The sequence below is a fragment of the Nocardioides caeni genome (assembly GCF_004912195.1).
In the GTDB taxonomy this organism is placed as follows: domain Bacteria; phylum Actinomycetota; class Actinomycetes; order Propionibacteriales; family Nocardioidaceae; genus Nocardioides; species Nocardioides caeni.
This window is the reverse complement of the sequence record NZ_STGW01000001.1, coordinates 742,387-763,189: the sequence shown is the minus strand read 5'-3', so window position 1 is coordinate 763,189 and position 20,803 is coordinate 742,387. Positions and strand designations below refer to the sequence as shown.

General features: G+C 72.1%; 20 protein-coding genes. 3 read left to right on the top strand and 17 right to left on the bottom strand.

Going from position 1 to position 20,803, the window contains the following annotated elements; all coding sequences use genetic code 11:
• Positions 1-34 precede the first annotated feature (34 nt).
• From E9934_RS03690 to E9934_RS03645, 10 genes are all read right to left on the bottom strand, one after another.
• A complete protein-coding gene (locus tag E9934_RS03690) occupies positions 35-2,146 on the bottom strand; it encodes an acyltransferase family protein (RefSeq protein ID WP_136561426.1) in 2,112 nt (703 codons plus the stop codon).
• Positions 2,143-4,656: a phenylalanine--tRNA ligase subunit beta gene (gene pheT / locus E9934_RS03685; RefSeq protein WP_136561425.1), complete on the bottom strand. Its 2,514-nt coding sequence runs from the start codon at positions 4,654-4,656 to the stop codon at positions 2,143-2,145. Before pheT ends, E9934_RS03690 begins: the two co-directional genes overlap by 4 nt.
• Before the next feature lie 4 nt (positions 4,657-4,660).
• Positions 4,661-5,758, bottom strand: coding sequence for a phenylalanine--tRNA ligase subunit alpha (gene pheS, locus E9934_RS03680; protein WP_136561424.1), 1,098 nt, complete (start codon positions 5,756-5,758; stop codon positions 4,661-4,663).
• Positions 5,759-5,804: 46 nt separating this feature from the next.
• Positions 5,805-6,422, bottom strand: coding sequence for a DinB family protein (locus E9934_RS03675; RefSeq protein ID WP_136561423.1), 618 nt, complete (start codon positions 6,420-6,422; stop codon positions 5,805-5,807).
• Between the two features lie 28 nt (positions 6,423-6,450).
• Positions 6,451-7,482 carry a sensor histidine kinase gene (locus E9934_RS03670; protein ID WP_238694735.1) on the bottom strand — a complete coding sequence of 344 codons (1,032 nt, stop codon included), beginning with the start codon at positions 7,480-7,482 and terminating at the stop codon, positions 6,451-6,453.
• A 7-nt stretch (positions 7,483-7,489) separates the two neighbouring features.
• The gene (locus E9934_RS03665; RefSeq protein WP_136561421.1) at positions 7,490-8,278 is read right to left on the bottom strand and encodes a TrmH family RNA methyltransferase; all 789 of its coding nucleotides are present in this window, start codon (positions 8,276-8,278) and stop codon (positions 7,490-7,492) included.
• Positions 8,279-8,280: 2 nt separating this feature from the next.
• Positions 8,281-8,679 (bottom strand): 50S ribosomal protein L20, encoded by a 399-nt coding sequence (rplT, locus tag E9934_RS03660; protein WP_136561420.1) that lies wholly within the window; start codon positions 8,677-8,679, stop codon positions 8,281-8,283.
• A 41-nt stretch (positions 8,680-8,720) separates the two neighbouring features.
• Positions 8,721-8,915 (bottom strand): 50S ribosomal protein L35, encoded by a 195-nt coding sequence (rpmI, locus tag E9934_RS03655; RefSeq protein ID WP_028654205.1) that lies wholly within the window; start codon positions 8,913-8,915, stop codon positions 8,721-8,723.
• Between the two features lie 10 nt (positions 8,916-8,925).
• On the bottom strand, positions 8,926-9,546 hold the full coding sequence (gene infC / locus E9934_RS03650) for a translation initiation factor IF-3 (RefSeq protein WP_379190606.1): 621 nt from the start codon (positions 9,544-9,546) through the stop codon (positions 8,926-8,928).
• A gap of 337 nt (positions 9,547-9,883) precedes the next feature.
• Entirely contained in the window at positions 9,884-10,444 is a 561-nt protein-coding gene (locus E9934_RS03645) for an SseB family protein (RefSeq protein WP_136561419.1), read from the bottom strand.
• 26 nt (positions 10,445-10,470) lie between these two features.
• Between E9934_RS03645 and E9934_RS03640 the strand changes: the two genes are divergently transcribed.
• From E9934_RS03640 to E9934_RS03630, 3 genes are read left to right on the top strand one after another with little or no spacing between them, the layout of a single operon-like run.
• Complete coding sequence (locus E9934_RS03640) at positions 10,471-11,730, top strand: amino acid deaminase/aldolase (RefSeq protein ID WP_136561418.1); 1,260 nt, start codon at positions 10,471-10,473, stop codon at positions 11,728-11,730.
• Positions 11,714-12,298 (top strand): nucleoside/nucleotide kinase family protein, encoded by a 585-nt coding sequence (locus E9934_RS03635; RefSeq protein ID WP_136561417.1) that lies wholly within the window; start codon positions 11,714-11,716, stop codon positions 12,296-12,298. The genes E9934_RS03640 and E9934_RS03635 overlap by 17 nt, the downstream gene beginning before the upstream one ends.
• Before the next feature lie 48 nt (positions 12,299-12,346).
• Positions 12,347-13,627, top strand: coding sequence for a hypothetical protein (locus E9934_RS03630; protein ID WP_136561416.1), 1,281 nt, complete (start codon positions 12,347-12,349; stop codon positions 13,625-13,627).
• Here the strand turns inward: E9934_RS03630 and E9934_RS03625 are convergent.
• The 7 genes from E9934_RS03625 to hisG all read right to left on the bottom strand — a co-directional run bounded on the left by E9934_RS03625 (position 13,605) and on the right by hisG (position 20,793).
• Positions 13,605-14,426 (bottom strand): HAD family hydrolase, encoded by an 822-nt coding sequence (locus E9934_RS03625; RefSeq protein ID WP_136561415.1) that lies wholly within the window; start codon positions 14,424-14,426, stop codon positions 13,605-13,607. The genes E9934_RS03630 and E9934_RS03625 overlap by 23 nt on opposite strands.
• Positions 14,426-16,774: a phosphoribosyltransferase domain-containing protein gene (locus tag E9934_RS03620; RefSeq protein ID WP_202977165.1), complete on the bottom strand. Its 2,349-nt coding sequence runs from the start codon at positions 16,772-16,774 to the stop codon at positions 14,426-14,428. Before E9934_RS03620 ends, E9934_RS03625 begins: the two co-directional genes overlap by 1 nt.
• Complete coding sequence (locus E9934_RS03615) at positions 16,771-17,979, bottom strand: HpcH/HpaI aldolase/citrate lyase family protein (RefSeq protein WP_136561414.1); 1,209 nt, start codon at positions 17,977-17,979, stop codon at positions 16,771-16,773. The genes E9934_RS03620 and E9934_RS03615 overlap by 4 nt, the downstream gene beginning before the upstream one ends.
• A 52-nt stretch (positions 17,980-18,031) precedes the next feature.
• On the bottom strand, positions 18,032-18,655 hold the full coding sequence (locus tag E9934_RS03610) for a TerD family protein (RefSeq protein WP_136561413.1): 624 nt from the start codon (positions 18,653-18,655) through the stop codon (positions 18,032-18,034).
• A 174-nt stretch (positions 18,656-18,829) separates the two neighbouring features.
• A complete protein-coding gene (locus tag E9934_RS03605) occupies positions 18,830-19,405 on the bottom strand; it encodes a TerD family protein (RefSeq protein WP_136561412.1) in 576 nt (191 codons plus the stop codon).
• Positions 19,406-19,511: 106 nt separating this feature from the next.
• A complete protein-coding gene (locus E9934_RS03600; protein WP_158294915.1) occupies positions 19,512-19,946 on the bottom strand; it encodes a PH domain-containing protein in 435 nt (144 codons plus the stop codon).
• A 4-nt stretch (positions 19,947-19,950) separates the two neighbouring features.
• Positions 19,951-20,793, bottom strand: coding sequence for an ATP phosphoribosyltransferase (gene hisG / locus E9934_RS03595; RefSeq protein ID WP_136561410.1), 843 nt, complete (start codon positions 20,791-20,793; stop codon positions 19,951-19,953).
• Positions 20,794-20,803: the final 10 nt, after the last annotated feature.

The following is a 20,803-nucleotide window of genomic DNA, read 5'->3' as shown; positions in this document are numbered from 1 at the left end:
CATACACAACTCTGCATGTTCCTGCAGAGTGGGGTCACGGTTCCAGCGGTTCGCCCAGGGCGCCCTCGGTGACGGCGAACAGGCGGTCGGACAGCACCGGCGCCAGCGTCGTGGCGTAGGTGTCGGACAGGTGCGTGCCCGAACGATAGACCAGCACGTTGCCGATGACCGGCGGGCACAGCACGCCGTCGGGGCAGACGAACTCGGTGAGGTCGATCGGCCGGGCCTGCGGTACCTGCTCGAGCGCCGCACGCTGGGCCGGGGCGCCCGAGAGGTCGAGGACCTCGTCGAGCCGGTAGACGCAGTCGGTCAGCTGCTCGAGGTGCTCCTGGACGCACTCGGGCATCTTGCCGCCACGCGGGCCCGGCGTGTCGATGAGTGGCACCAGCAGGGCGCCATCGTCGATCACGGCGTTCCAGTGCGCCACCAGACCGTCGACCATCGCCTCGCGAGTCTGACCGGTCGACAGGTCATCCCCGGGGCGCAACGCCTGTCCCCATCGAGTGACAGTGACGACCACGTCCGGGTCCTCGGCGAGCACCTCGTCGAGCGCCCACTGGCTCCAGTCGTCACACGCCTCGTTGGCCTGTCCGTCGATCGGACGGACCACGTCGGCGAACTCGCAGGCACCCTTGGCGATGAACACCATCCGCCATCCCGACTCCTCGGCGATCTGCTCGACCGGCGAGAACCACTGCGCCGCCTTGGAGTCGCCGACCAGGACGACGGTGCGGTCGCTGTCGAGATCACCGAACTCGCAGGAGGAGTTGCGGAGGTCGAACGGCTCAGGGATGCACTCGCGAGTGTCGTAGACCGGCGGCTCGTCGGTGTCGAGGGGCGAGGGACGCATCGCGTCGACCGACTCGACGCCGGCCCAGTCCGTGGTGTCCGAGCGGTCGAGGAGCACGACGGCGCCCGGCGCCTCGTCGGCGCTCGCCAGACGCGCCGTGTCCACCCAGCCGAAGCTGACGATGACAGCGATGCCCGTGCCGATCGACACGAGGGTGGTGCCGAGACCCAGCCAGAGCGCACGGCCGGTCGGAGCCCAGGCCCCACTGGTGCGGATCGGGTTCTCGACGTAGCGGTAGGAGAGCCATGCGGGCACCACCGAGAAGAGGACGACGAGCAGCGTGTGGCGCACGCGCAGGTCGTCGCCCCAGATCCCCTCGGCGGCCACGAGCAACGGCCAGTGCCACAGGTAGAGCGAGTAGGACAGCGCGCCGACCCAGACCGCGGGACGGATGCCCAGCAACCAGGTGACGCCTGCACCGCGGCCGGTGTCACCGCCCGCGAGGATCAGCGCGGCCGCGCCGAGCACGGGGAGCAGGGTGCCGGTCGACGGCCAGGCCCACGACGTGTCATAGGCGAGCATCACGGTCACGATCGCGGCGAGGCCGAGCACGCCCAGCAGGGCGCGGGCCGCCGCGGGCAGTCGTCGCGCGAGGTACGGCGCCGCGATGGCCAGGAGCGCGCCCACCCCGAGCTCCCACGCACGGGTCGTCGAGACGAAGAAGGCCAGGCCCGGCCAGGCGTCGGAGTAGTGCAGGCTCCACGCGAACGACGCCACCGTCGCCACGAGCGCGACCAGGAACAGGGCGCGACGTCGCAGCCGCGACGCCACGAGGACGACCACGAGCGCCATGACCAGCGGCCAGACGACGTAGAACTGCTCCTCGACCGCGAGCGACCAGTAGTGCTGGACCGGCGAGGCGCCGACGTCCTCGGCGAGGTAGTCGACCTCGCGGTAGCCGAGTCGCCAGTTCACGACGTAGCCGGCCGCGGCGACGATGTCACCGCCGAAGGCCTTGCGCTCCGCCACCGGCAGCCACAGCAGTGTCACCAGAGCGCTGAACGCGAGGACCAGGGTGCTCGCCGGGAGGAGTCGGCGGGCGCGGCGGGCCCAGAACGCTCCCAGTCGCAACCGACCGGAGCGCTCGACCTCGCGCACCATCAGGGAGGTGATCAGGAATCCGGAGATGACGAAGAAGATGTCGACGCCGGCGAAGCCGCCCGGAATCCACGCCAGGCCGGCGTGGTAGAGCAGCACCGAGCCGACGGCGATCGCCCGCAGGCCCTCGATGTCGGGACGGAAGCCGGCATGACCAGCCGCGGGCGCGCCCAGCTCGCGCCCCCGATCCTCGGTCACCGCTGCACAGCCCCCGTGCGGGAAGCAGCCTCCGCGACGGCGGCGTCGCGTGCCGCGCCCGCCTCCCCCTCGGTGAGAGTGCGGTCCGGGGCGCGGAAGCGCAGCGCGAAGGCCAGGGACTTCTTGCCCTCACCCACCTGCGCGCCCGTGTAGGCGTCGAAGAGCCGCACCGACTCCAGCAGCGGCCCCGCGCCGTCCCGCAGCGCGGCTTCGACGTCGGCGGCCGTCACGGAGGCGTCGACGACCAGCGCCACGTCCTCCTTGGCGAGCGGCATCGTCGAGAACTGCGGCCCGGCCGCGACCGTCGGGGTCGCCGCGAGGAGGGCGTCGAGGTCCAGCTCGATGGCAGCGGCACGGGCCGGGAGCCCGAACGACTTGCAGACCTTGGGGTGCAGCTCGCCGGCGCAGCCGATCTCGACCTCGTCGATGCTGAGCAGCGCGCAGCGCCCAGGGTGCCACGGCATCCGGTGGGTGGCCGTGACCCGGAGCTCGACACCGAGCTCCGTCGCCAGGCGGCGGACGACGGCCAGCGCGTCCGACCACGCGGCGTCGGCACCGGCGCCCCACCAGCCGGAGCGCTGCCGCTCCCCCGCCAGTACGACGGCCAGGTGCTGCGGCTGCACCGGGAGCGCCTCGATCAGCTTGTCGACCTCTGCCTCGGTCGGTCGGGTGTGGACGCCGTAGATCGGGGCCGGGCCGTTGTCCGACGGGAACGCGACCGTTGCGGTCTCGAAGAGGGCGACGCCGGGTGCACCCCGGCCGATGTTGCGGCCCGCCGCCTCGAGGAGGCCGGGCAGCAGCGTCGTGGTGTAGGCCGGCTCCTCGCTCGACAGCGGGTTGGCCAGCGGGACGGTGGCGCGCCGGGGGTCGTCGGCGGTCAGGCCCAGCCGATCGAAGGTGGCCTCGCCCACGAACGGGAAGCTGACGACCTCGACGAGCCCGGCTCCGGCGAGGCTGCGTCCGACACGTCGACGCAGACGCTGGAGGCGGGTCAGACCGCGACCGGTCGCCCGGCGCGGAAGGAGACTCGGGACCTGGTCGTAGCCGACGATGCGCACGACCTCCTCGACGAGGTCGTGCGGGTCGGTGATGTCGGGCCGCCAGCTCGGCGGCGTGACGCCGACGACGCCGTCCTCGTGCTCGGCGACCGTGGCGCCGATGGCGCGCAGGTGCTCGACCGCGGTCATCGCGGAGATCTCGATGCCGCTGAGCTGCGCCGGGAGGTCGGTCGCGATCGTGACGGTCGGCTGCGGGGGCGCCGTGCCGACGAGGGTGAAGCCGGGCTCGGCGGTGGCGCCGCCGTGCTCGACGAGCAGCTCGACCACCCGGTCGGCCGCGCCGGCCGGCAGCAGCGGGTCGACCCCGCGCTCGTTGCGCTTGCCGGCCTCGGAGCTCAACTTGTGGCGCTTGCCGGTGCGGAACATCGAGACCGGGTCCCAGTGGGCCGCCTCGACGAGGATCCGGGTGGTGGTCCCGGAGATCTCGGTGGTGGCGCCGCCCATCACGCCGGCGAGGCCGATCGGGCCGGAGTCGTCGGTGATGACCAGGTCCCCGTCGTTGCCGGGCGACAGGTCGCGGACGGCGTCGTCGAGGGTCGTGATCCGCTCACCGGCGCGGGCGCGACGGACACCCAGGCTGCCCGCGACCTTGTCGGCGTCGTAGCCGTGGGTGGGCTGGCCGAGCTCGAGCATGACGTAGTTGGTCACGTCGACCGCGAGCGAGATCGAGCGCATGCCGGCCTGCTCGACGCGACGCTTGATGTGCTCGGGCGTCGGGGCGCTCGGGTCGAAGCCGCTCACCAGCCGCGCGGCGAACACGGGGCAGCCGGTGGGGTCGTCGACGACGACCTCCCAGGCCTTGCCGTCGACCTCGGGGACCGCGCGGTCGGCCGGGTCGGTGAAAGGCACGCCGAACCCGAGGGCCGCCTCCCGGGCCACGCCCCGCAGCGACAGCGCGTAGGCGCGGTCGGGATTGATCTCGAACTCGATGACCTCATCGCCGAAGCCGAGGAACTCGCGGGCGTCGGTGCCGGGCTCGGGACCGTCCTCGGGCACGACGATGATCCCGTCGCTGCCGTCCTCGGGGAGACCGAGCTCGGAGGCCGAGCAGATCATGCCGGCCGAGACGTGGCCGTAGGTCTTGCGTGCGGAGATCCGGAAGTCTCCGGGCAAGACCCCACCCGGCAGGATCACGACGACCTTGTCGCCCGGACCGAAGTTGTGGGCACCGCAGACGATCCCCTGGCCCTCCGCCGGGTCGTAGCCCTCCACGAGCTCACCGGCGGCCCCGATGTCGACGCGACACCAATTGATGACCTTGCCGTTCTTCTGCGGCTCCTTGTCCTGGGTCAGGACGCGGCCGATGACCAAGGGGCCCTCGATGTCGGCGCCGGCGGCCTCGATGCCCTCGAGCTTGAGGCCGAGCGCGGTGAGCCGGTCGGTCAGCACCTCGGTGGTGACGGTCTCGGGCAGGTCGACGAGCTCCCGGATCCAGGAGACAGGGGCCTTCATCGGTTCAGAGCTCGCTTCCGAATGCGGTGGTGAAGCGGACGTCACCCTCGAACAGGGTCCGCAGGTCCTCGAGTCCGTGGCGGAACATCAGCGTCCGGTCGATGCCCATGCCGAAGGCGAAGCCGGAGTAGCGGCTCGAGTCGACGCCGCAGGCCTGCAGCACGCGCGGGTTGACGATGCCGCAGCCGCCCCACTCGATCCACCCCTCGCCACGACAGGTGCGGCAGGCATCGGAGTCGACACCTCTGCAGACGAAGCAGACCAGGTCGACCTCGGCGGACGGCTCGGTGAAGGGGAAGTACGACGGCCGGAACCGTGTCGTGATGCCCTCGCCGAACATCTGGCTCGCGAAGTGGTCGAGCGTGCCCTTGAGATGCGCCATGGAGATGCCCTCGTCGATGGCGAGGCCCTCGACCTGGTGGAACATCGGGGAGTGCGTGGCGTCGTACTCGTCCGTGCGGAAGACCCGGCCCGGGCACACGACGTAGATGGGCGGCGTGCGCGTCAGCATCGTGCGCGCCTGCACCGGGCTGGTGTGCGTGCGCAGCACGACGTGATCGTCGGCGGGGTCCGTCCAGAACGTGTCCTGCATCGTCCGCGCCGGGTGGTCGGGACCCAGGTTGAGGGCATCGAAGTTGAGCCACTCCGCCTCGATGACCGGCCCCTCGGCGACCTCCCAGCCCATCGCGACGAAGATGTCGGCGATCAGCTCGGCACCGGTCGTCAGGGGGTGGCGGGCGCCGACCGGGTCACGGTCGGTCGGGAGCGTGACGTCGACGGACTCCTCGACGAGGATCCTGGCCTCGTGCTCGACCTCGAGCTCGGCGCTCCGGGCGGCGAGCGCCTGGTTGACGGCACCGCGGGCCTGGCCGACGCGCTGGCCGGCCTCCTTGCGCGCCTGCGGCGGGAGCGCGCCGATCTCGCGGTTGGCGAGGGCCAGCGGCGAGCGATCACCCGCGTGGTCGGAGCGCACCGCCTTGAGCTGCTCCAGGTCCGCGGCAGCGGCGATCGCAGCAAGGGCGGCGTCGCGCGCGGCCTCCACCTCGGCAGGGCTCACGGCGGCGACCTCCACGGGGTCGTAGTCAGTGTTGGGGCCAGACATATCGGAGCAAGTCTAGGAAGGGCGGGCCCGTCCCCGCGAACCGGTATCAGCGGGAGGCGGGGTCAGGGAACTGCTCGGCGATCGCCGTCAGCCGGGCGAGGTACGACGACCGGCCGGATGCGTCGGGAAGGTTGGGGAAGGCGATGCTCAGTCCGGCCGCTCCGTCGATGCCCTCGCGGAGGATGTCGGCGTGGCCTGCGTGGCGGTGCAGGTCGGTCATCACGTGGACCGCGATCTCGTGCAGGCTGGCCTCCGCGCGGTCCTCGGGCCACCACGGCACCCGACCGACGGTGTCCAGCGGGAGCTCGTCGAAGGCGGCGTCGGCGAAGGCGGCGACGCGGCGGTGGAAGGCGACCAGTTCGGCGGTCTCGAGCTCAGCGGGGACTGTCCAGTCGGCCTGCGGATCGGCGTCATAGGCATCCTCGGGGATGAGGGCCGGGTGGCCGGGGTCGGGCCAGCTGCGCCCGAAGGTGGGGCCGAAGTAGCCGATCTCCACGTTGGCGCAGTGGAGCACGATGCCGAGCAGGCTGGTGCCGGTAGGTGTGCGGGGCAGGCGGACCGCCCGCTCCCCCAGTCCGTCGAGCTTCCAGAGCAGCGCTTCCCGGGCCCGGCCCAGGTAGGTGCGCAGGACGGCGGCAGGGTCGGACAGGGCGGCGAAGGTCATCCCCTCATTGTGCGATCAGCCACCGACATCAGGCATCGACCACCGGCCAGGTGGTCACGACCTGTGCGCCGCCGCCGTCGCGGTCGCCGATGACCACGGTCCCGCCGTGGGCGCGCACCAGGCCCGCCACGATGTAGAGGCCGAGCCCGGACCCGCCGCCGGACCCACCGGTCCAGAACTTCGCGAACACCCGCTGCCGCAGGCTCTCGGGGATCCCCTCGCCCTCGTCGCTCACCGTCACCGCGAGGTACGACGGGTCCTCGCTCCACCGTCCGACGTGGACGCACACGGGCCCGCTGCCGTGCCGCACGGCGTTCTCGACCACATTGGTGAGCACCTGGACGACCTTGTCGGGGTCGGCGTCGATCTTGGGCAGGTCGGGGTCGATGGCCAGCTCGACCGGCGTGGAGGTCGCCACCGCGATCGACTGCTGGACACGCTCGGCCTTCAGGCCGAGGTCCGTGGGGCGGCGGTGGAGCTGCAGTCGACCGGTGTCGATGCGGGCGACGTCGAGGAGCTCGGCGATGAGGCGGCTCAGCCGGTCGGCGTCGACGCTCGCGGTCGTGAGCATCAGCTTCTTCTGCTCGTCGCTGAGCTTGTCCCAGCGGGCGAGGAGGGCGTTGACGAAGCCCTTGACCCCGGTGAGCGGCGACCGCAGCTCGTGGGCCAGTGTGGCGACGAGGTCGGAGCGGTCCCGGTCGAGGCGGGCCCGGCCGCGCCCGGAGCGCAACGAGACGGCGACCTGCGTGACCGGCCCGGCCCGCTCGGGGCGATGCAGGCGCGCGGTCACGAGGACCTCGGTGCCGTCGGGGAGGAGCCAGCTCTGCTCGGGGATGCCCGTGCGGGTTCGGAGGCCCTCGAACGGCGTGTTGACGAGCATCCACGACTGTCCGTCGTGGTCGGTGAGGGCGAGCACCTCGCCCAGCGACCTGCCGAGTGCATCGAGCGGATCGGTGCCCAGCATCCGGGCGGCGAGGGGGTTGATGGCGATGACCCGCTGGTCGGCGCCGGAGACGACCGCGCCGTCGGGCAGGAGGTCGAGGGCGTCGGGCGCGGTCACGACTCCATCATGACGTGCGCAGGGCGCGTGCACTGGCATAGAGGCAGACCGACGCGGCGGTGGCGAGGTTGAGCGACTCGGCGCGTCCGAGGATCGGGATCCGGACCCGGTGGTCGGCCAGCGCCGCCAGCTCGTCGGGCAGGCCCCAGGCCTCGTTGCCGAACAGCCAGGCCGTGGGCCGGGCCAGCAGCTCGTCGGCGGCGAAGAGGTCGACCTCTCCCCTGCCGTCGGCGGCGAGGACGGTCAGCCCCGCAGCCTGGGCGGAGCGGACGGCGGCGGCCGGGGCGCGCTCGGTCAGGACCGGGAGGTGGAAGAGACTGCCGACCGTCGCCCGGACCGTCTTGGGGTTGTAGGCGTCGACGGCGTCACCGGCGAGCACCACCCCGTCGCCGCCCGCAGCGTCGGTCGTGCGGATCACCGTCCCGGCGTTGCCGGGATCGCGCACGTCCGCGCAGATCGTGACCAGCCGGGGCGTGGCGGGCAGGTCGCGGTCGAGGAACCGGCACACGGCGACCACGCCGGCCGGGTTGACGCTGTCGCTGAGCCCGGACATGGCCCGGTCGTCGACCAGCGTCACGTCGGCGGTGCCGAGCAGGTCGGCGTACTCCTGGGCGGCGACGGGGGTCGCGAAGACCTCCACGACGCAGGTCTCCCCCGAGTCGAGCACCGCCGCGAGGGCGCCCTCGACGGCCTTCGGACCGTCGGCAAGGAAACACCGCCGCCCGGATCGCTCCGGACGGCGGTGCAACTTGCGAGCTTCCTTGACGCGGGTGTTGCCCGCGGTCAGGGGAGTCATGCTCAGGCGTCGACCTTGTCGGCCTCGCGAGGCGCGTTGACGTCCTCGGGCAGCGCGGCCTTCGCCTGCGCCACGATCGCCGAGAACGCGGCCGGGTCGTTGACGGCGAGGTCGGCGAGGATCTTGCGGTCGACCTCGATGCCGGCCAGGTTGAGGCCCTGGATGAACCGGTTGTAGGTCAGACCCTCGGCGCGGGCGGCCGCGTTGATCCGCTGGATCCACAGGCGACGGAAGTTGCCCTTGTTCTTCTTGCGGTCGTTGTAGTTGTAGACCAGGGAGTGGGTGACCTGCTCCTTGGCCTTGCGGTAGAGCCGCGACCGCTGGCCGCGGTAGCCGCTGGCCCGGTCGAGGGTCGTACGACGCTTCTTCGCCGCGTTCACTGCGCGCTTGACGCGTGCCATCTCTTGACTCCTTGTGTTTCTAGCTCAGTGCGCCGCGGGCCTCAGAGGCCGAGCATCTTCTTCGCGCGGGGGACGTCGTTCTTGGCGACCTCGACCGTGCCGGTGAGGCGACGGGTGACCTTGGAGGCCTTCTTCTCGAGGTTGTGGCGCTTGCCGGCCTTCTCCCGCAGGATCTTGCCGCTGCCGGTCACCTTGAACCGCTTGCTCGCACCGGAGTGGGTCTTGTTCTTCGGCATCTGAGTCTCCTTACAGATCGATGTCGGGGTCGAGCGCCTCGTTGGCGCGCTTGGCCTTCTTGGTGGTCGACGGCTGCACCGAGGTCCGCTCGGCGTGCTCGGCGGCCTGCTCGGCGGCCCGCTCGGCGGCGGCCTCCACCTTCGCGGCCTTCACCTCGGCCTTCGCCTCGGCCTTCTTCTTGTGGGGACCGATGACCATGGTCATGTTGCGGCCGTCCTGCTTGGGGTTGGACTCCACGAAGCCCAGCTCCGTGACGTCCTCCGCCAGCTTCTGCAGCAGCCGGTAGCCCAGCTCGGGGCGGTGCTGCTCGCGGCCGCGGAACATGATCGTGATCTTGACCTTGTCGCCGGCCTTGAGGAAGCGAACGACGTGACCCTTCTTGGTCTCGTAGTCGTGCGCGTCGATCTTCGGCCGGAGCTTCATCTCCTTGATGATGACGTTGGTCTGGTTCCGTCGCGCTTCACGGGCCTTCTGGGCGTTCTCGTACTTGAACTTCCCGTAGTCCATGAGCTTGCAGACAGGGGGCTTCCCCATCGGGGCGATCTCCACCAGGTCCAGGTCGGCCTCCTGCGCGAGCTTGAGGGCCTGGTCGGTGGGGACGATGCCGACGGTCTCGCCGTTGGGTCCCACGAGTCGGACCTCGGGAACCCGGATCCGCTCGTTGATGCGCAGCTCGGTGCTGATGTGTCCTCCAAACTCGTTCGGTCGGGAGGCATTCGGCTGCAACCTGGGCTGCAAATGAGAAAAGGCTCCCGCTGGTGCAAGCGGAAGCCAGTCACGAGCCCCGTGGTCCCCCGCCGGCGTACGGCGGGGGCGGGACTCTCCATGGACCGGACCCGACGACCTGGCGGCCGTGCGGGTGGGAGACGATGGTGCTGGTCCCCGCTTGTGGATCTGCCATCCCCACGTGGTGTGGGCATGATCGATCGGTCAACGCCAGATGCTACCGCTGGTGTTCCCGCGGCACCTAATCACCAGCGCGACCGAGCCAGCCCCAGCCACCGTCCTCCAGGCGCACCGGACGCCAGCCGGCCGCGAACCGGTGCAGGTCGTCACCGTCGAGCACGAACCGGTGCGGCCCGGCCACGTCGAGCACGAGGGCCGCGGCCCCCTCCTGGACCGCCGTCGCGGCAGCCAGGGGCGCGGCCACGGGCACGGGGCGTGCCGTGGGGTCCCAGGCGGCCAGCGCGGGCAGGTCCGTGAACGCGACCAACGCCATCCGGCCGTCGGCGCCGGCGAGGAGGACGGCGGCCATGTCGCTGGTCTTGTCGCGGGCGAGACCGTCGTCGCCGACCTCGACCTCGCCGAGCACCGCGACGACCGGGACGAGCAGGCGGGCGTCGACGAGAGCCGCCAGCACCGCCGGCCGGGAGCCCGCGCCCGAGCCCCACGCCTCGAGCGCGGTCCGCAGGGCGGCGTCCGCGCTGCCGTCGTCGTCGACGTACGCCGAGCCCTGGAGCCGGCGGGCGTCGGGACGCTCGGGGCCGGGATCGTCCGACTCGGTCGACGGGGGCGGCGGTGCGGTCACCGGAGGATGATCCCATCCGTGGAAGCATGAGCGACGTGCAGCACTCGCTTCCCGCGTCCTCCTCGGTCGAGCGCAACCGGCTCCGGGCGCGTCTCGGGGCCGCGGTCGCCGGCCATGACCAGCCCCTGCCCACCCCCACCCTCGTCGTCGACCTCGACGCCTTCGACGCCAACGCCGATGACCTCGTCCGGCGGGCCGGCGGCACGCCGATCCGGGTCGCCTCCAAGTCGCTGCGGGTGCCGGCGCTGGTGACCCGCGCCCTCGCCCGCGAGGGCTTCGCCGGCACGCTGGCCTACACGCTCGCGGAGGCGCTGTGGCTGGTCGACCAGGACGTCAGCGACGACGTGGTCGTCGCCTACCCGAGCGTCGACCGGGCTGCGCTGGGCGCCCTGGTCGCCTCGCCGCGGGCGGCGTCGCGGATCACGATCATGGTCGACGACGTCGCGCACCTCGACGTCGTGGACTCCCTGCGCGCCTCGACCGCGGTGCCCGTCCAGGTCGCGATCGACATCGACGCCGGCCTGCGCTGGGCCGGTCAGCAGGTGGGTCCCCGCCGCTCCCCGCTCTTCGACGTCGGCGCGATCATCGGTCTCGCGCGCGCCGTGGTCCAGCGACCCGGCTTCCACCTCGTCGGGGTGATGACCTACGAGGGTCAGGTGGCCGGCGTACCCGACGCGGTGCCGGACCAGCGGGCGAAGTCGGCGATCGTGCGGCGGATCAAGGAGCGCTCGATCTCCCAGCTGGTGTCGCGCCGCGCCGCGATCGCCGAGGCGCTCGACGGACTCGCCGGGCGCGATGGCTTCGACGGACTGAGGTTCTGGAACGCCGGCGGCTCGGGATCGATCGAGTCCTCCGCGGCCGATCCCGTCGTCACCGAGGTGACCGCGGGCTCGGGCCTGCTCGGCCCGACCCTCTTCGACCACTACACGTCGTTCCGCCCGACCCCTGCGGCGTTCTTCGGCCTCCCCGTCACCCGGAAGCCGACGCCGGAGACGGTGACCGTCCACGGCGGCGGCCTGATCGCCTCCGGTCCGACCGGCGCCGACCGCGCACCGACCCCGTGGGCACCTGCTGGGCTCCGGCTCACCGCTCTGGAGGGGGCCGGGGAGGTGCAGACACCCCTCACCGGCGCCAACGCCGCGACGCTGGCGATCGGCGACCTCGTGTGGTTCCGCCACGCCAAGTCGGGCGAGCTCTTCGAGCACGGCACGCACGCGCATCTCGTGCAGGGCTCCGAGCTGGTCGAGACGGTGGCGACCTATCGAGGACATGGCCTCGCGTTCTGACCACCACGCCCTCGCCCGCCGGGTCCTGGCCGCGACCCTCGCGCGTCCGGCGACCCTGGGCAGCGGTCGCCTGCTGTGCATCGACGGACTCGCCGGCTCCGACAAGACGACCCTCGCCGCAGAGGTGGTGGCCCTCGCTCCCACGTCGGTCGTCATCGCGACCGACGAGATGCTCGAGGGCTGGGGCGGGCTGCCCGGACTGCCCGCCTCGATCGGGCGGCTCCTGCTGCCGCTCGCCGACGACAGGCCGGGCCGGTGGCGCCGCTGGGACTGGTACGACGACGGGTGGGCCGAGACCCGGACGGTCGCACCCGGCCCGCTGCTGGTGCTCGAGGGCGTCGGCTCCGCCGCGTCGTCGTACGACGACCTGATCACCTACCGCGTCTGGCTGGAGGCCGACCGCGACGTGCGGCTGACCCGCGGCCTGGCCCGCGACGGCGACGCACTGCGGGAGCAGTGGGAGGACTGGCTGGAGGCCGAGCAGGTCCACGAGCTGCGCCAGCACAGCCGGGACCGCGCCGACCTCGTGGTGGACACCACCCGCTCCACCGGCCCCACTAACCTGTGACCTGCACGTGACGGGACACGTGAGAGACGACTCAGGACGGGGCGGACGATGACGGCGAGCGGCGCCGGTGGGCCCGAGGGCTCGGCACCTCGGTGGTGGCGACGCTCACGCGACCTGGCCCTGCGCGCGGCCCGCGAGGCCCAGGCCGACGCCCAACAGGCGATGGTGCACCTGGAGTCCCTCGAGGTCGACCTCGTCGAGCTCAGCGCGATCGACGCCGCCGCGGCGGCGCACCGCGCCGGCCTGCCCGTCACCGGCTTCACGACTCCGCTCTCGCAGGACTGGGACCGGCTCTCGGTGCAGACCGGCATCCCGGCGCTGCGGTTCTATGAGCTCGACGCGGCGTTCGACCCGGGCGTGGACCACGAGGAGGACGTCGCACGCCGCTTTGCCACCGACCTGGCGGAGGTGGCGGCGCGCCTGCGCGACCAGCTGCCGCAGGTCGAGCAGTTCCGCGCCCGGCACGCGTCCGCGCTCGCTGCTGCAGCGGCGCTGCGGGACGAGGTGCCCGGCCTGATCGCGACGGTCGAGGACCTGCAGCGCACCTCCGGTCGCGGACTCGCCGACGCAGGCTCGGGCGGCCTCGCCGACCCGGCTGCCCTCGCCGCCCACAACCGTGCGACCACGCTGCTGGGCCAGGCCCGGCAATCGGCGGCCGATCGGCGCTGGGCCGAGGCCCACGTGCGGGCCACCGAGGCGCGCGAGGCCGCCGAGAACGCCGCCGAGCGGGTCCAGGACCTCGGCGGCGACGCCACGCGCGTGCGCAACGGACTGCTCTCGGTCCGCACCCGACGCGCTGCACTCGCCACCCAGCAGGGGCGGTTGCCCGACGTGATGAGTCGCCTGCGACGTGGCTACACCCTCAGCGCCTGGCGGCACGTGGAGAAGGCCGACCAGATCGTGGCCCGCGACCTGCGCGAGGTCGACGAGGGACTCCCCCGGCTGGAGGCGCTGCTCGCGCAACGACCCCTCGACGTGCCGGCGGCCAGCGCGGTGCTGGCCGACGTGCGGACCTCGCTCGGCGAGGCAGAGCAGGTGCTGCGCACGGCCATCGACCTCCTCGAGCGCCTCGACCGGGTCTCCGCCGACCCCGGGACCCTGCTCGGCGAGCTGCGCCGTCGCCTCGTGGACGCCCGTCGCTTCGTCGCCGGCCTCCCCGGCAACAACGGTGCCCGCTATGCCTTCACCCTCGACAACCTCGCCGGTCGCACCGACGCGCTCGCATCCGCCACGACCGGCATCCGGCCCGACTGGGGCGGGGTGCTCACCGAGGCCGCCTCCATCGAGGCCGCCATCGACGCGATGATCAGGACGGCGCGAGGCCACTGACGTCGCGACGCGCATGGACACGAGCCAGGGCCCAGTCCAGCACGTCCTCCCCCGCCAGGATGCCGGAGCGCGCGGTCACCCCGACGCCGGGCGCGCTCCAGTCCAGGTCGTGCAGCTCGCCGTGCGCCGGGCGGATCGCATGATCGGCGGCGAGCAGCAGCGGGGCGTCCAGCAGGCTGTCGCCGGCCGCCAGCGTCACCGGGGTCGGGTCGAGCCGCTCCGCCAGCCGTTGCAGCCCCGCGCCCTTGGAGAGCGCGTCCGGCACCAGGTAGACCTTGCGGCCCTGCAGCGACAGTCCCCACCCTCCGAGCGCCGCCGACGCCGCGACCTCGGCGACCCAGTCCAGCGGGATCTGCTCGCGCGACTCCGCCACGAGGTAGCAGAAGACGTCCTCGACGTCGCGGACCAGCCGCACCCAGGGCTCGTCGGCCACGGCCTCGAGCAGCGGTCGCACGTCAGCGAGCGGATCGGCGCCCGCGACCGCCCGGAGGGTGGCCCGCTGCCACTCCGGATCCGGCTCGCCGTCGACGAGCAGCACCGCACCGTTCGCGCAGATCGCGTGCCCGGGCACGCGGGGCAGACCCACCCTCGCCAGCTGTGCCGGGCTCCTCGTCGTGACCGGCACCACGTCGGCGACGGTCATCAGCTCGCCGAGCAGCGCCCAGGCCCGGTCGGTCACGTGCGACAGCGGCGCTCCGTCGTACCACTCGACGATGCGGAGGCCGAGGTCGTCGGGCACGGGACCCATGGACGTGCGCGAATAGATCAGCGTGCGGTCGAGGTCGAGCGCAACGAGCATCAGCGCACCTGCCTGATCAGTCCGACGCAGGAGTAGGGCAGGTCGTCGACGGGCACGACCGGCACCTCGCGCGCCTCGGCGAGCGCCAGCACGTGCGGCAGGTCGACCGAGCGGTCGGGACGCACCAGGATCTGCCAGGGCACCCGACGCAGCAGCACGCGGGTGGTCTCCCCGACTCCCGGCTTGACGAGGTTGATGTCGTCGATGCCGTAGGACGCCGCCACCTCCTCGATGGCGCGCCAACCCGCCCAGGTGACGGACCGGTCGGCGGCCGGCGCCTCGAGGCCGGACCTGATGGCCGGGGCCATGTCGGCGAAGCGGGAGGCGACCGTGTCGACGAACAGCCGCGACACGTCCTGGCCGGCGAGCTCGGCATAGAACTTCGCGCCGTGGAACATGCCCGGACCGATCAGGTCGGTGCGGTGAACGGTGCGGGAGACGAGTCCGGACACCGTCGAGTTCAGGCAGGCGGACGGGATCAGGAAGTCGTCGCGCGTGCCGTGCAGGGTCGTGCACCCGCCGGGGTCGGCCAGCACGACGAGCTCGTCGTCGAGGAGCTGGTGCTCGGGGTGGTCGGCACGCCAGGCCGCGACCGCGGCGGTGAGCTGCCGCTGGATGGCCCCCTTGCCGGTCCAGCCGTCGACGAAGGCGACGGCCGCCGCCGGGTGCCGCTCGAGCACGTGTGCCAGGGCGACCTCGTCGATGCCTCGACCCCGGATGATCGAGATCGTGTGGTGCGGGCTGTCGAGGCCGTGGACCTCGCGCAGGTAGCGACGCATCAGCACACCGATCGGTGTGCCGGCCCGGGCCAGCGAGACCAGCACCGGCTCGACGCCGAGAGCCCGGTGGCGGGCGAGCAGCAGCTCGCCGACGACCCCGACCGCGGTCGCCAGCCGGTCGGCCGACTCGGCGAGGGCGGTGTGGAAGAGCTGGAGGTAGGCGGCGTCGGGCTGGAACTCGATCGGCAGCATCTCCGAGTAGTGCGTGCCGCTCTGGATGGCCTCCTCGCGGTCCTCGGTGCTGCGCTCGAGCTCGACGTCGGAGAGATCGCTGAGCAACCAGGTCACGTCGGCCGGCTCGTAGGAGCCGAAGGGCTGTCGCGTCGCGACCGGGACGACGTGCACGACCTCAGCGAAGGGGCGCAGCGCCTCGGCGAGGCCGGCGCAGCTCTCGGCGGGCACGTCGGCGACGACGACGATGTGGCGGTGTCTCAGGTCGGCCCACTCCGAGCCCGCAGGCGGGATCGCCGCGGGGTCGACCAGGTTGTGCAGACGTGACGGCCGACCGGGCTCGTCGGGGGCGTCGAAGGTGACCGTGCGCCGGATGGCGTAGCCCGGCTGGTCCGCCGCGTGCACGGGCGAGCGGGTCGTGGACTGCACCGTGACGTCCGCCGCCGGGACGGCGTCGGCGAGTGCGTCGGCCACGAGCACCGGCAGGTGCATGAGCTCCTCGGTGCCGACCACCAGCACCGGGCCGGGATGTTCGGCGACGGTCTCGGCCAGGCCGCCCGCGATCCGCGCTGCCTCCGAGCGCAGTGCTGCGGAGTCGAGGGAGGACATGCCCGTGCGCGCGGTCGCGGCCAGCGAGGCGGGCCAGATCGGATGGTGCACGCGCACCTCCCCCGGCTCGCCGCCGGGCGCGGGAGCGGCGGGCGCCAGCGCGGCGCGAGCGGCCGCGGCCCGGTCGAGGACATCGGCCGGCAGCTCCACAGCGATCTCGAGGACGGACGCGACGGTCACGGGCACGCCGAGGGTCGCTGCCCGCTCCTCGAACTGGGCGCGCTGCTCCGGCGTCCGCGCGTCGATGAGGGCGGCGATGACATAGGACGGGCGCGGGAAGCGCTCCTGCAACGCCGCGATCGTGTTGAGCGCGGTGCGTCCCGTGGTCAGCTCGTCGTCGACGAGCACCAGCGGCCCCTCCCCCGCCAACGACACCGTGGGCCCGGGCTGCAGGTGGTGGGAGACCGCGTGCGAGTGCTCCTCCTCGAAGCTGACGGCGATCGGGATGCCGGCGACGGGCCGCCTCGTCGAGTGGAGGTACGACGCCTCGAGCCGGTCGGCCACGGCGTGCCCGAGCCCGGTGGCCGTCTCGCAGAAGCCGACCACGAGCACCTCACCCACCTGGCCGCGGTCGCCCAGATCGCCGGGACCAATGGCGGACGTCACGGCGTCGGCCAGGCGGCGAGCACCGTCGAGGACGAGGGACGGCGCGACCGGGATGTGCTTGCCGAGGATGCGCGAGACGATCAGGTGGGCCCGCCGCGGATTGTCCCGCAGCGCGAAGCCCGCCAGCTCGTCGAGGTCCCGGGGGTCGTCGGCACGCACGGCGATGTCGAGGAGAGGGATCACGACACCACTCGCACCGGCTGCTTGCCGAGGTCGAAGGTCCGCTTGGCGGCTCGTTGTCCGAGCGAGAGCAGGTCGACGAGGGCGGCGTCCTCGGCGAGCACGCCGTAGACGGCCGCGCGGGCGAGCAGCTGCTCGGCCCAGTGGGAGTGCGGACCGATCTCGTTCATCCGGCCGTGCGCGGACGCGGCGACCCCACCTCGGCCCCGGCGCGCGACGATCTCCCGCGCGTCGTCGTACTCGTCGCGGTTGACCGTGAGCATGCTGTTGACGACCGAGATGTGCGCCGGGTGGATGACGGTCTTGCCGTACATCCCGTTGGTCTTGTCGAGGTTGGTCTCACGCATGAGCCCGTCGACGTCGCGGGCGATGAGCTTGCGGCGCAGCGATGAGGCGTGCTGCTCGTCGAAGGGCGTGGCACGCAGTTGCGGCTTGAACATGCGCGGACCGGGGATGTGCTCCCACACGGCGCCGGTGACGACGCGATCGCCGTTGCGGGTGAACTGGTTGAGGATGTCGGCGAGCACGTCGCGCACGACGGCGACGTCCCAGATCGTCGTGTCGCGGTCACGGCGCAGACCGAACAGCCCGGAGAGGTCGGTGCCACCGACCCGCACGCACAACACGTGCTCGTCGTAGGCCGTGAACAGCTCGGCCAGCCGGCGCAGCGCAGGGCGCCGCGTCTCGACGTAGGCGATCTCCTCGCTCTCGAGGATCGGCATCGCATAGAGCGGGCGGACCCGTCCCTTCGAGACCTCGCGGACCGCCGCCAGCATCGCCGCGACCCGCTGGACCTCTGACTTGGGGAGGCTGAATCCGGTCAGCGCCGAGAGTGCCGGCCCGGCCATCGCCGCCAGCCGCCGGATCTGGGCGGCGTCGCGCACGCGCACGAACACCAGCGGCAGTCGCGCGCGCTCGGCGTCCGGCAGCGCCGTCACGGCCGACAGCGCGGCGACGACCTGCGCCTCGGCGGTGGCGACGGCGTCGTGCTCGATCGCGTCCTCGAGGCACCAGACCGTCGAGGTCGCGCCGGCTGCGGCGACGCGATGCGAGTCGGCGACGAGGTCCGGCCGGGTGGCCGGCATGTAGATCGTCGCGCCGAGGGCGAGGGCCATCGCGTGGCGTGGGCTGTCGGGGGTGATCTCCTGGGGTGCCACCTCGAACAGACGGTCCCGATCCTCGTCCGTGAGATAGGCGAAGTGCCGCATCAGCCGGGGAAGCTCCCCGGCTGATGCGGCAGCGACGTGGCGCAGGCAAGCGTCACTTGCGTCCGGCCGTCCAGTTCATGCCCCAGCCGTAGGCCTCGTCGACGTTGCGCTGGGTGCCCGCGATGTACTGCACCTGCCGGTCGATGCGCAGGCTGCCGCCGGCGTTCGTGAGCAGGGCGATCGCGCAGAACCGCTTGTCGTTGGACGTCTCGTCCAGCTTGATCTCGATCGGCGCCGAGCCGACCGGGAACATGGTGACCACACCGTCGGCAGCGGCCCAGTTGGGCGCGCCCTCGTAGATGTAGGCGAAGACCAGGACCCGGCGGATCCGGTCGAGCTGGTCGAGGTTGACGATGAGGTTCTCGCCACCGGTGTTGGTGCCGGAGCGGTCGTCACCGTCGAGGAACACGTAGGGCGGACCGTTGAGGTTGCCGAACGCGTTGCCGAGCGCCTGGACGACACCCTTGTCCCCGTCGGTGGTCTCCCACAGGCAGCCGATGTCGAGGTCGACCTTGTTGCCGCCCGAGAAGGCCCGCTTGAGGAAGCCGCCGCCACCAGCGCCGGCACCGCCCTGGGCCCAGTTGAGGTTGATCCGCATCTGGCCGCTCGCGCCGCTGCCCTTGGTCAGCGACACCGTCGGGCTGGACTTCGTGAGCGAGACCTTGGAGAGGTTCACGCCGCCGCCGGCCGGTGCCGGGGCGCCGGGAGGAGGCGGCGGGGCACCGCCACCCGCGGGGGGCGGCGGAGGCGGCGGGGGCGTCGCTCCACCTGCCGGAGGGGGCGGAGGCGATGCCGGAGGGGGTGTCGCCTTCGGCTTCTTCGTGTAGTCGACCATGGTGTGTGCCCCTCCTCAGAGGTTGACGCCGAAGTCCTGCGCGATGCCCCGCAGGCCGGAGGCGTAGCCCTGGCCGACGGCGCGGAACTTCCACTCGGCGCCGTTGCGGTAGAGCTCGCCGAAGACCATCGCGGTCTCGGTGGAGGCGTCCTCGCTCAGGTCGTAGCGCGCGATCTCGGCGCCACCGTTCTGGTTGACGACGCGGATGAACGCGTTGCGCACCATGCCGAAGTTCTGGGCACGGGTGTCGGCGTCGTAGATCGAGACCGGGAAGACGATCTTGTCGACGTCCGGCGGCACGATGCCGAGGTTGACCTGGACGACCTCGTCGTCGCCGTCGCCCTCACCGGTCAGGTTGTCACCGGCGTGGGTGACGGAGCCGTCCGGGCTCGTCAGGTTGTTGAAGAAGATGAAGTGGGCATCGGAGAGGACCTTGCCGGCCGCCGTCAGCAGCAGGGCCGAGGCGTCGAGGTCGAACTCGCCACCCGCGAACGAGTTGACGTCCCAACCGAGACCGATGTTGACCGCCGTGAGACCGGGGGCCTCCTTGGTCAGCGAAACGTTGCCACCCTTGGTGAGCGAAACAGCCATGTGTCCTAGATCCTTTGCGCAGGTGTGAAACGGTCAGTGTGACTCTAGACAAGTCCCGAAACCAGATGGAACCGAAACCTTGCGAAAGGATGAAAAGCAGTCTTTTTCAGTCGACGCGGTGGTCGGCCACGACAGCACGCAGCTCGCGCACCGCGATCTCGGCCCGCCGGCCGTCCGAGGTGTGGATCCCCATCAGGGACACGCGCTCGTCGTCGCCGAGGTCCAGGTGCGGCCATGGCGCACCCTGCGGCACCCGCACGGTGCCGACCTCGGCCCACTCGATCGTCCGGCGCCGATAGCCGTTGACCACGACCAGCCCCTCGGTCGTGGCCTCGACCCGTGACCGGGCCATCGCGAACAGCAACGCCATCGCCAGGCCGACGATCGCGAAGATGGTCAGCTTCTGCAGGACGTTGACCGAGTCCTTCGTCGACTCGTCGAAGCGCAGCCACAGCGCGGCGAAAGCGGCGACGAGGATCAGCGCGAAGGCGGGCGCCGCGATCCGCGGGCCCAGCGGCCGCCAGGTCCGTGGGAGCGTCACGGGCTCAGATCCTGCTGGCATGGATGTCGGTGGTGAGGATCGCGCGCGCACCGAGGTCGTAGAGCTCGTCCATCAGGCGCTGGGCGTCGGACCGCGGCACCATCGACCGCACCGCGAACCAGCCCTCCTTGCGCAGCGGGCTCACCGTCGGGCTCTCGATCCCCGGGGTGATCGCCGCCGCGCGCTCAACGTGCTCGGCCGGGACGTCGTAGTCCATCATCACGAAGGTCCGCGCCACGAGCACGCCCTTGAGCCGCCGGGTGAAGACCTCGAGAGCGGAGCGGTCGGCGTCGTCGCGGGTGATCATCACGGCCTCCGACTCGAGGATGACGTCGCCGAACACCTCCAGTCCGGCGTTGCGCAGCGTGCTGCCGGTCTCGACGACATCGGCGATGACGTCGGCGACCCCGAGCTGGATGCTCGTCTCGACCGCTCCGTCGAGCCGCACGACCGTGGCGTCGATGCCCTCGCCGGCGAGATAGCGGGCGACCACGCCGTCGTAGGAGGTCGCGATCCGCTTGCCCGCCAGGTCGGCGACGGTCGCCGCGGTGCCGGGCCGCGCCGCGAACCGGAACTTCGAGCGGCCGAACCCGAGCGGCAGTGCCTCACTCGCCTTGGCGTGGCTGTCGAGGAGCAGGTCGCGACCGGTGATCCCGGCGTCGAGGGTGCCCTCACCGACGTAGACGGCGATGTCACGGGGACGCAGGTAGAAGAACTCGACGCCGTTGTCGGGGTCGAGCTTGGTCAGCTGCTTGGAGTCCGAGCGCTGGGCATAGCCCGCCTCGCGCAGCATCGTGGAGGCGGTGTCGGACAGGGCGCCCTTGTTGGGGACGGCGATCTTCAACATGCGTGGGTGA

What these genes read in the sequence shown, in the direction of transcription:
- pheT (WP_136561425.1), bottom strand. Translation starts at nt 4,656, where the DNA reads ATGAAGGCCCCTGTCTCCTGGATCCGGGAGCTCGTCGACCTGCCCGAG.
- pheS (WP_136561424.1), bottom strand. Translation starts at nt 5,758, where the DNA reads ATGTCTGGCCCCAACACTGACTACGACCCCGTGGAGGTCGCCGCCGTG.
- E9934_RS03675 (WP_136561423.1), bottom strand. Translation starts at nt 6,422, where the DNA reads ATGACCTTCGCCGCCCTGTCCGACCCTGCCGCCGTCCTGCGCACCTAC.
- E9934_RS03665 (WP_136561421.1), bottom strand. Translation starts at nt 8,278, where the DNA reads ATGACTCCCCTGACCGCGGGCAACACCCGCGTCAAGGAAGCTCGCAAG.
- rplT (WP_136561420.1), bottom strand. Translation starts at nt 8,679, where the DNA reads ATGGCACGCGTCAAGCGCGCAGTGAACGCGGCGAAGAAGCGTCGTACG.
- rpmI (WP_028654205.1), bottom strand. Translation starts at nt 8,915, where the DNA reads ATGCCGAAGAACAAGACCCACTCCGGTGCGAGCAAGCGGTTCAAGGTG.
- E9934_RS03640 (WP_136561418.1), top strand. Translation starts at nt 10,471, where the DNA reads ATGAGCGACGTGCAGCACTCGCTTCCCGCGTCCTCCTCGGTCGAGCGC.
- E9934_RS03635 (WP_136561417.1), top strand. Translation starts at nt 11,714, where the DNA reads ATGGCCTCGCGTTCTGACCACCACGCCCTCGCCCGCCGGGTCCTGGCC.
- E9934_RS03630 (WP_136561416.1), top strand. Translation starts at nt 12,347, where the DNA reads ATGACGGCGAGCGGCGCCGGTGGGCCCGAGGGCTCGGCACCTCGGTGG.
- E9934_RS03625 (WP_136561415.1), bottom strand. Translation starts at nt 14,426, where the DNA reads ATGCTCGTTGCGCTCGACCTCGACCGCACGCTGATCTATTCGCGCACG.
- E9934_RS03615 (WP_136561414.1), bottom strand. Translation starts at nt 17,979, where the DNA reads ATGCGGCACTTCGCCTATCTCACGGACGAGGATCGGGACCGTCTGTTC.
- E9934_RS03605 (WP_136561412.1), bottom strand. Translation starts at nt 19,405, where the DNA reads ATGGCTGTTTCGCTCACCAAGGGTGGCAACGTTTCGCTGACCAAGGAG.
- hisG (WP_136561410.1), bottom strand. Translation starts at nt 20,793, where the DNA reads ATGTTGAAGATCGCCGTCCCCAACAAGGGCGCCCTGTCCGACACCGCC.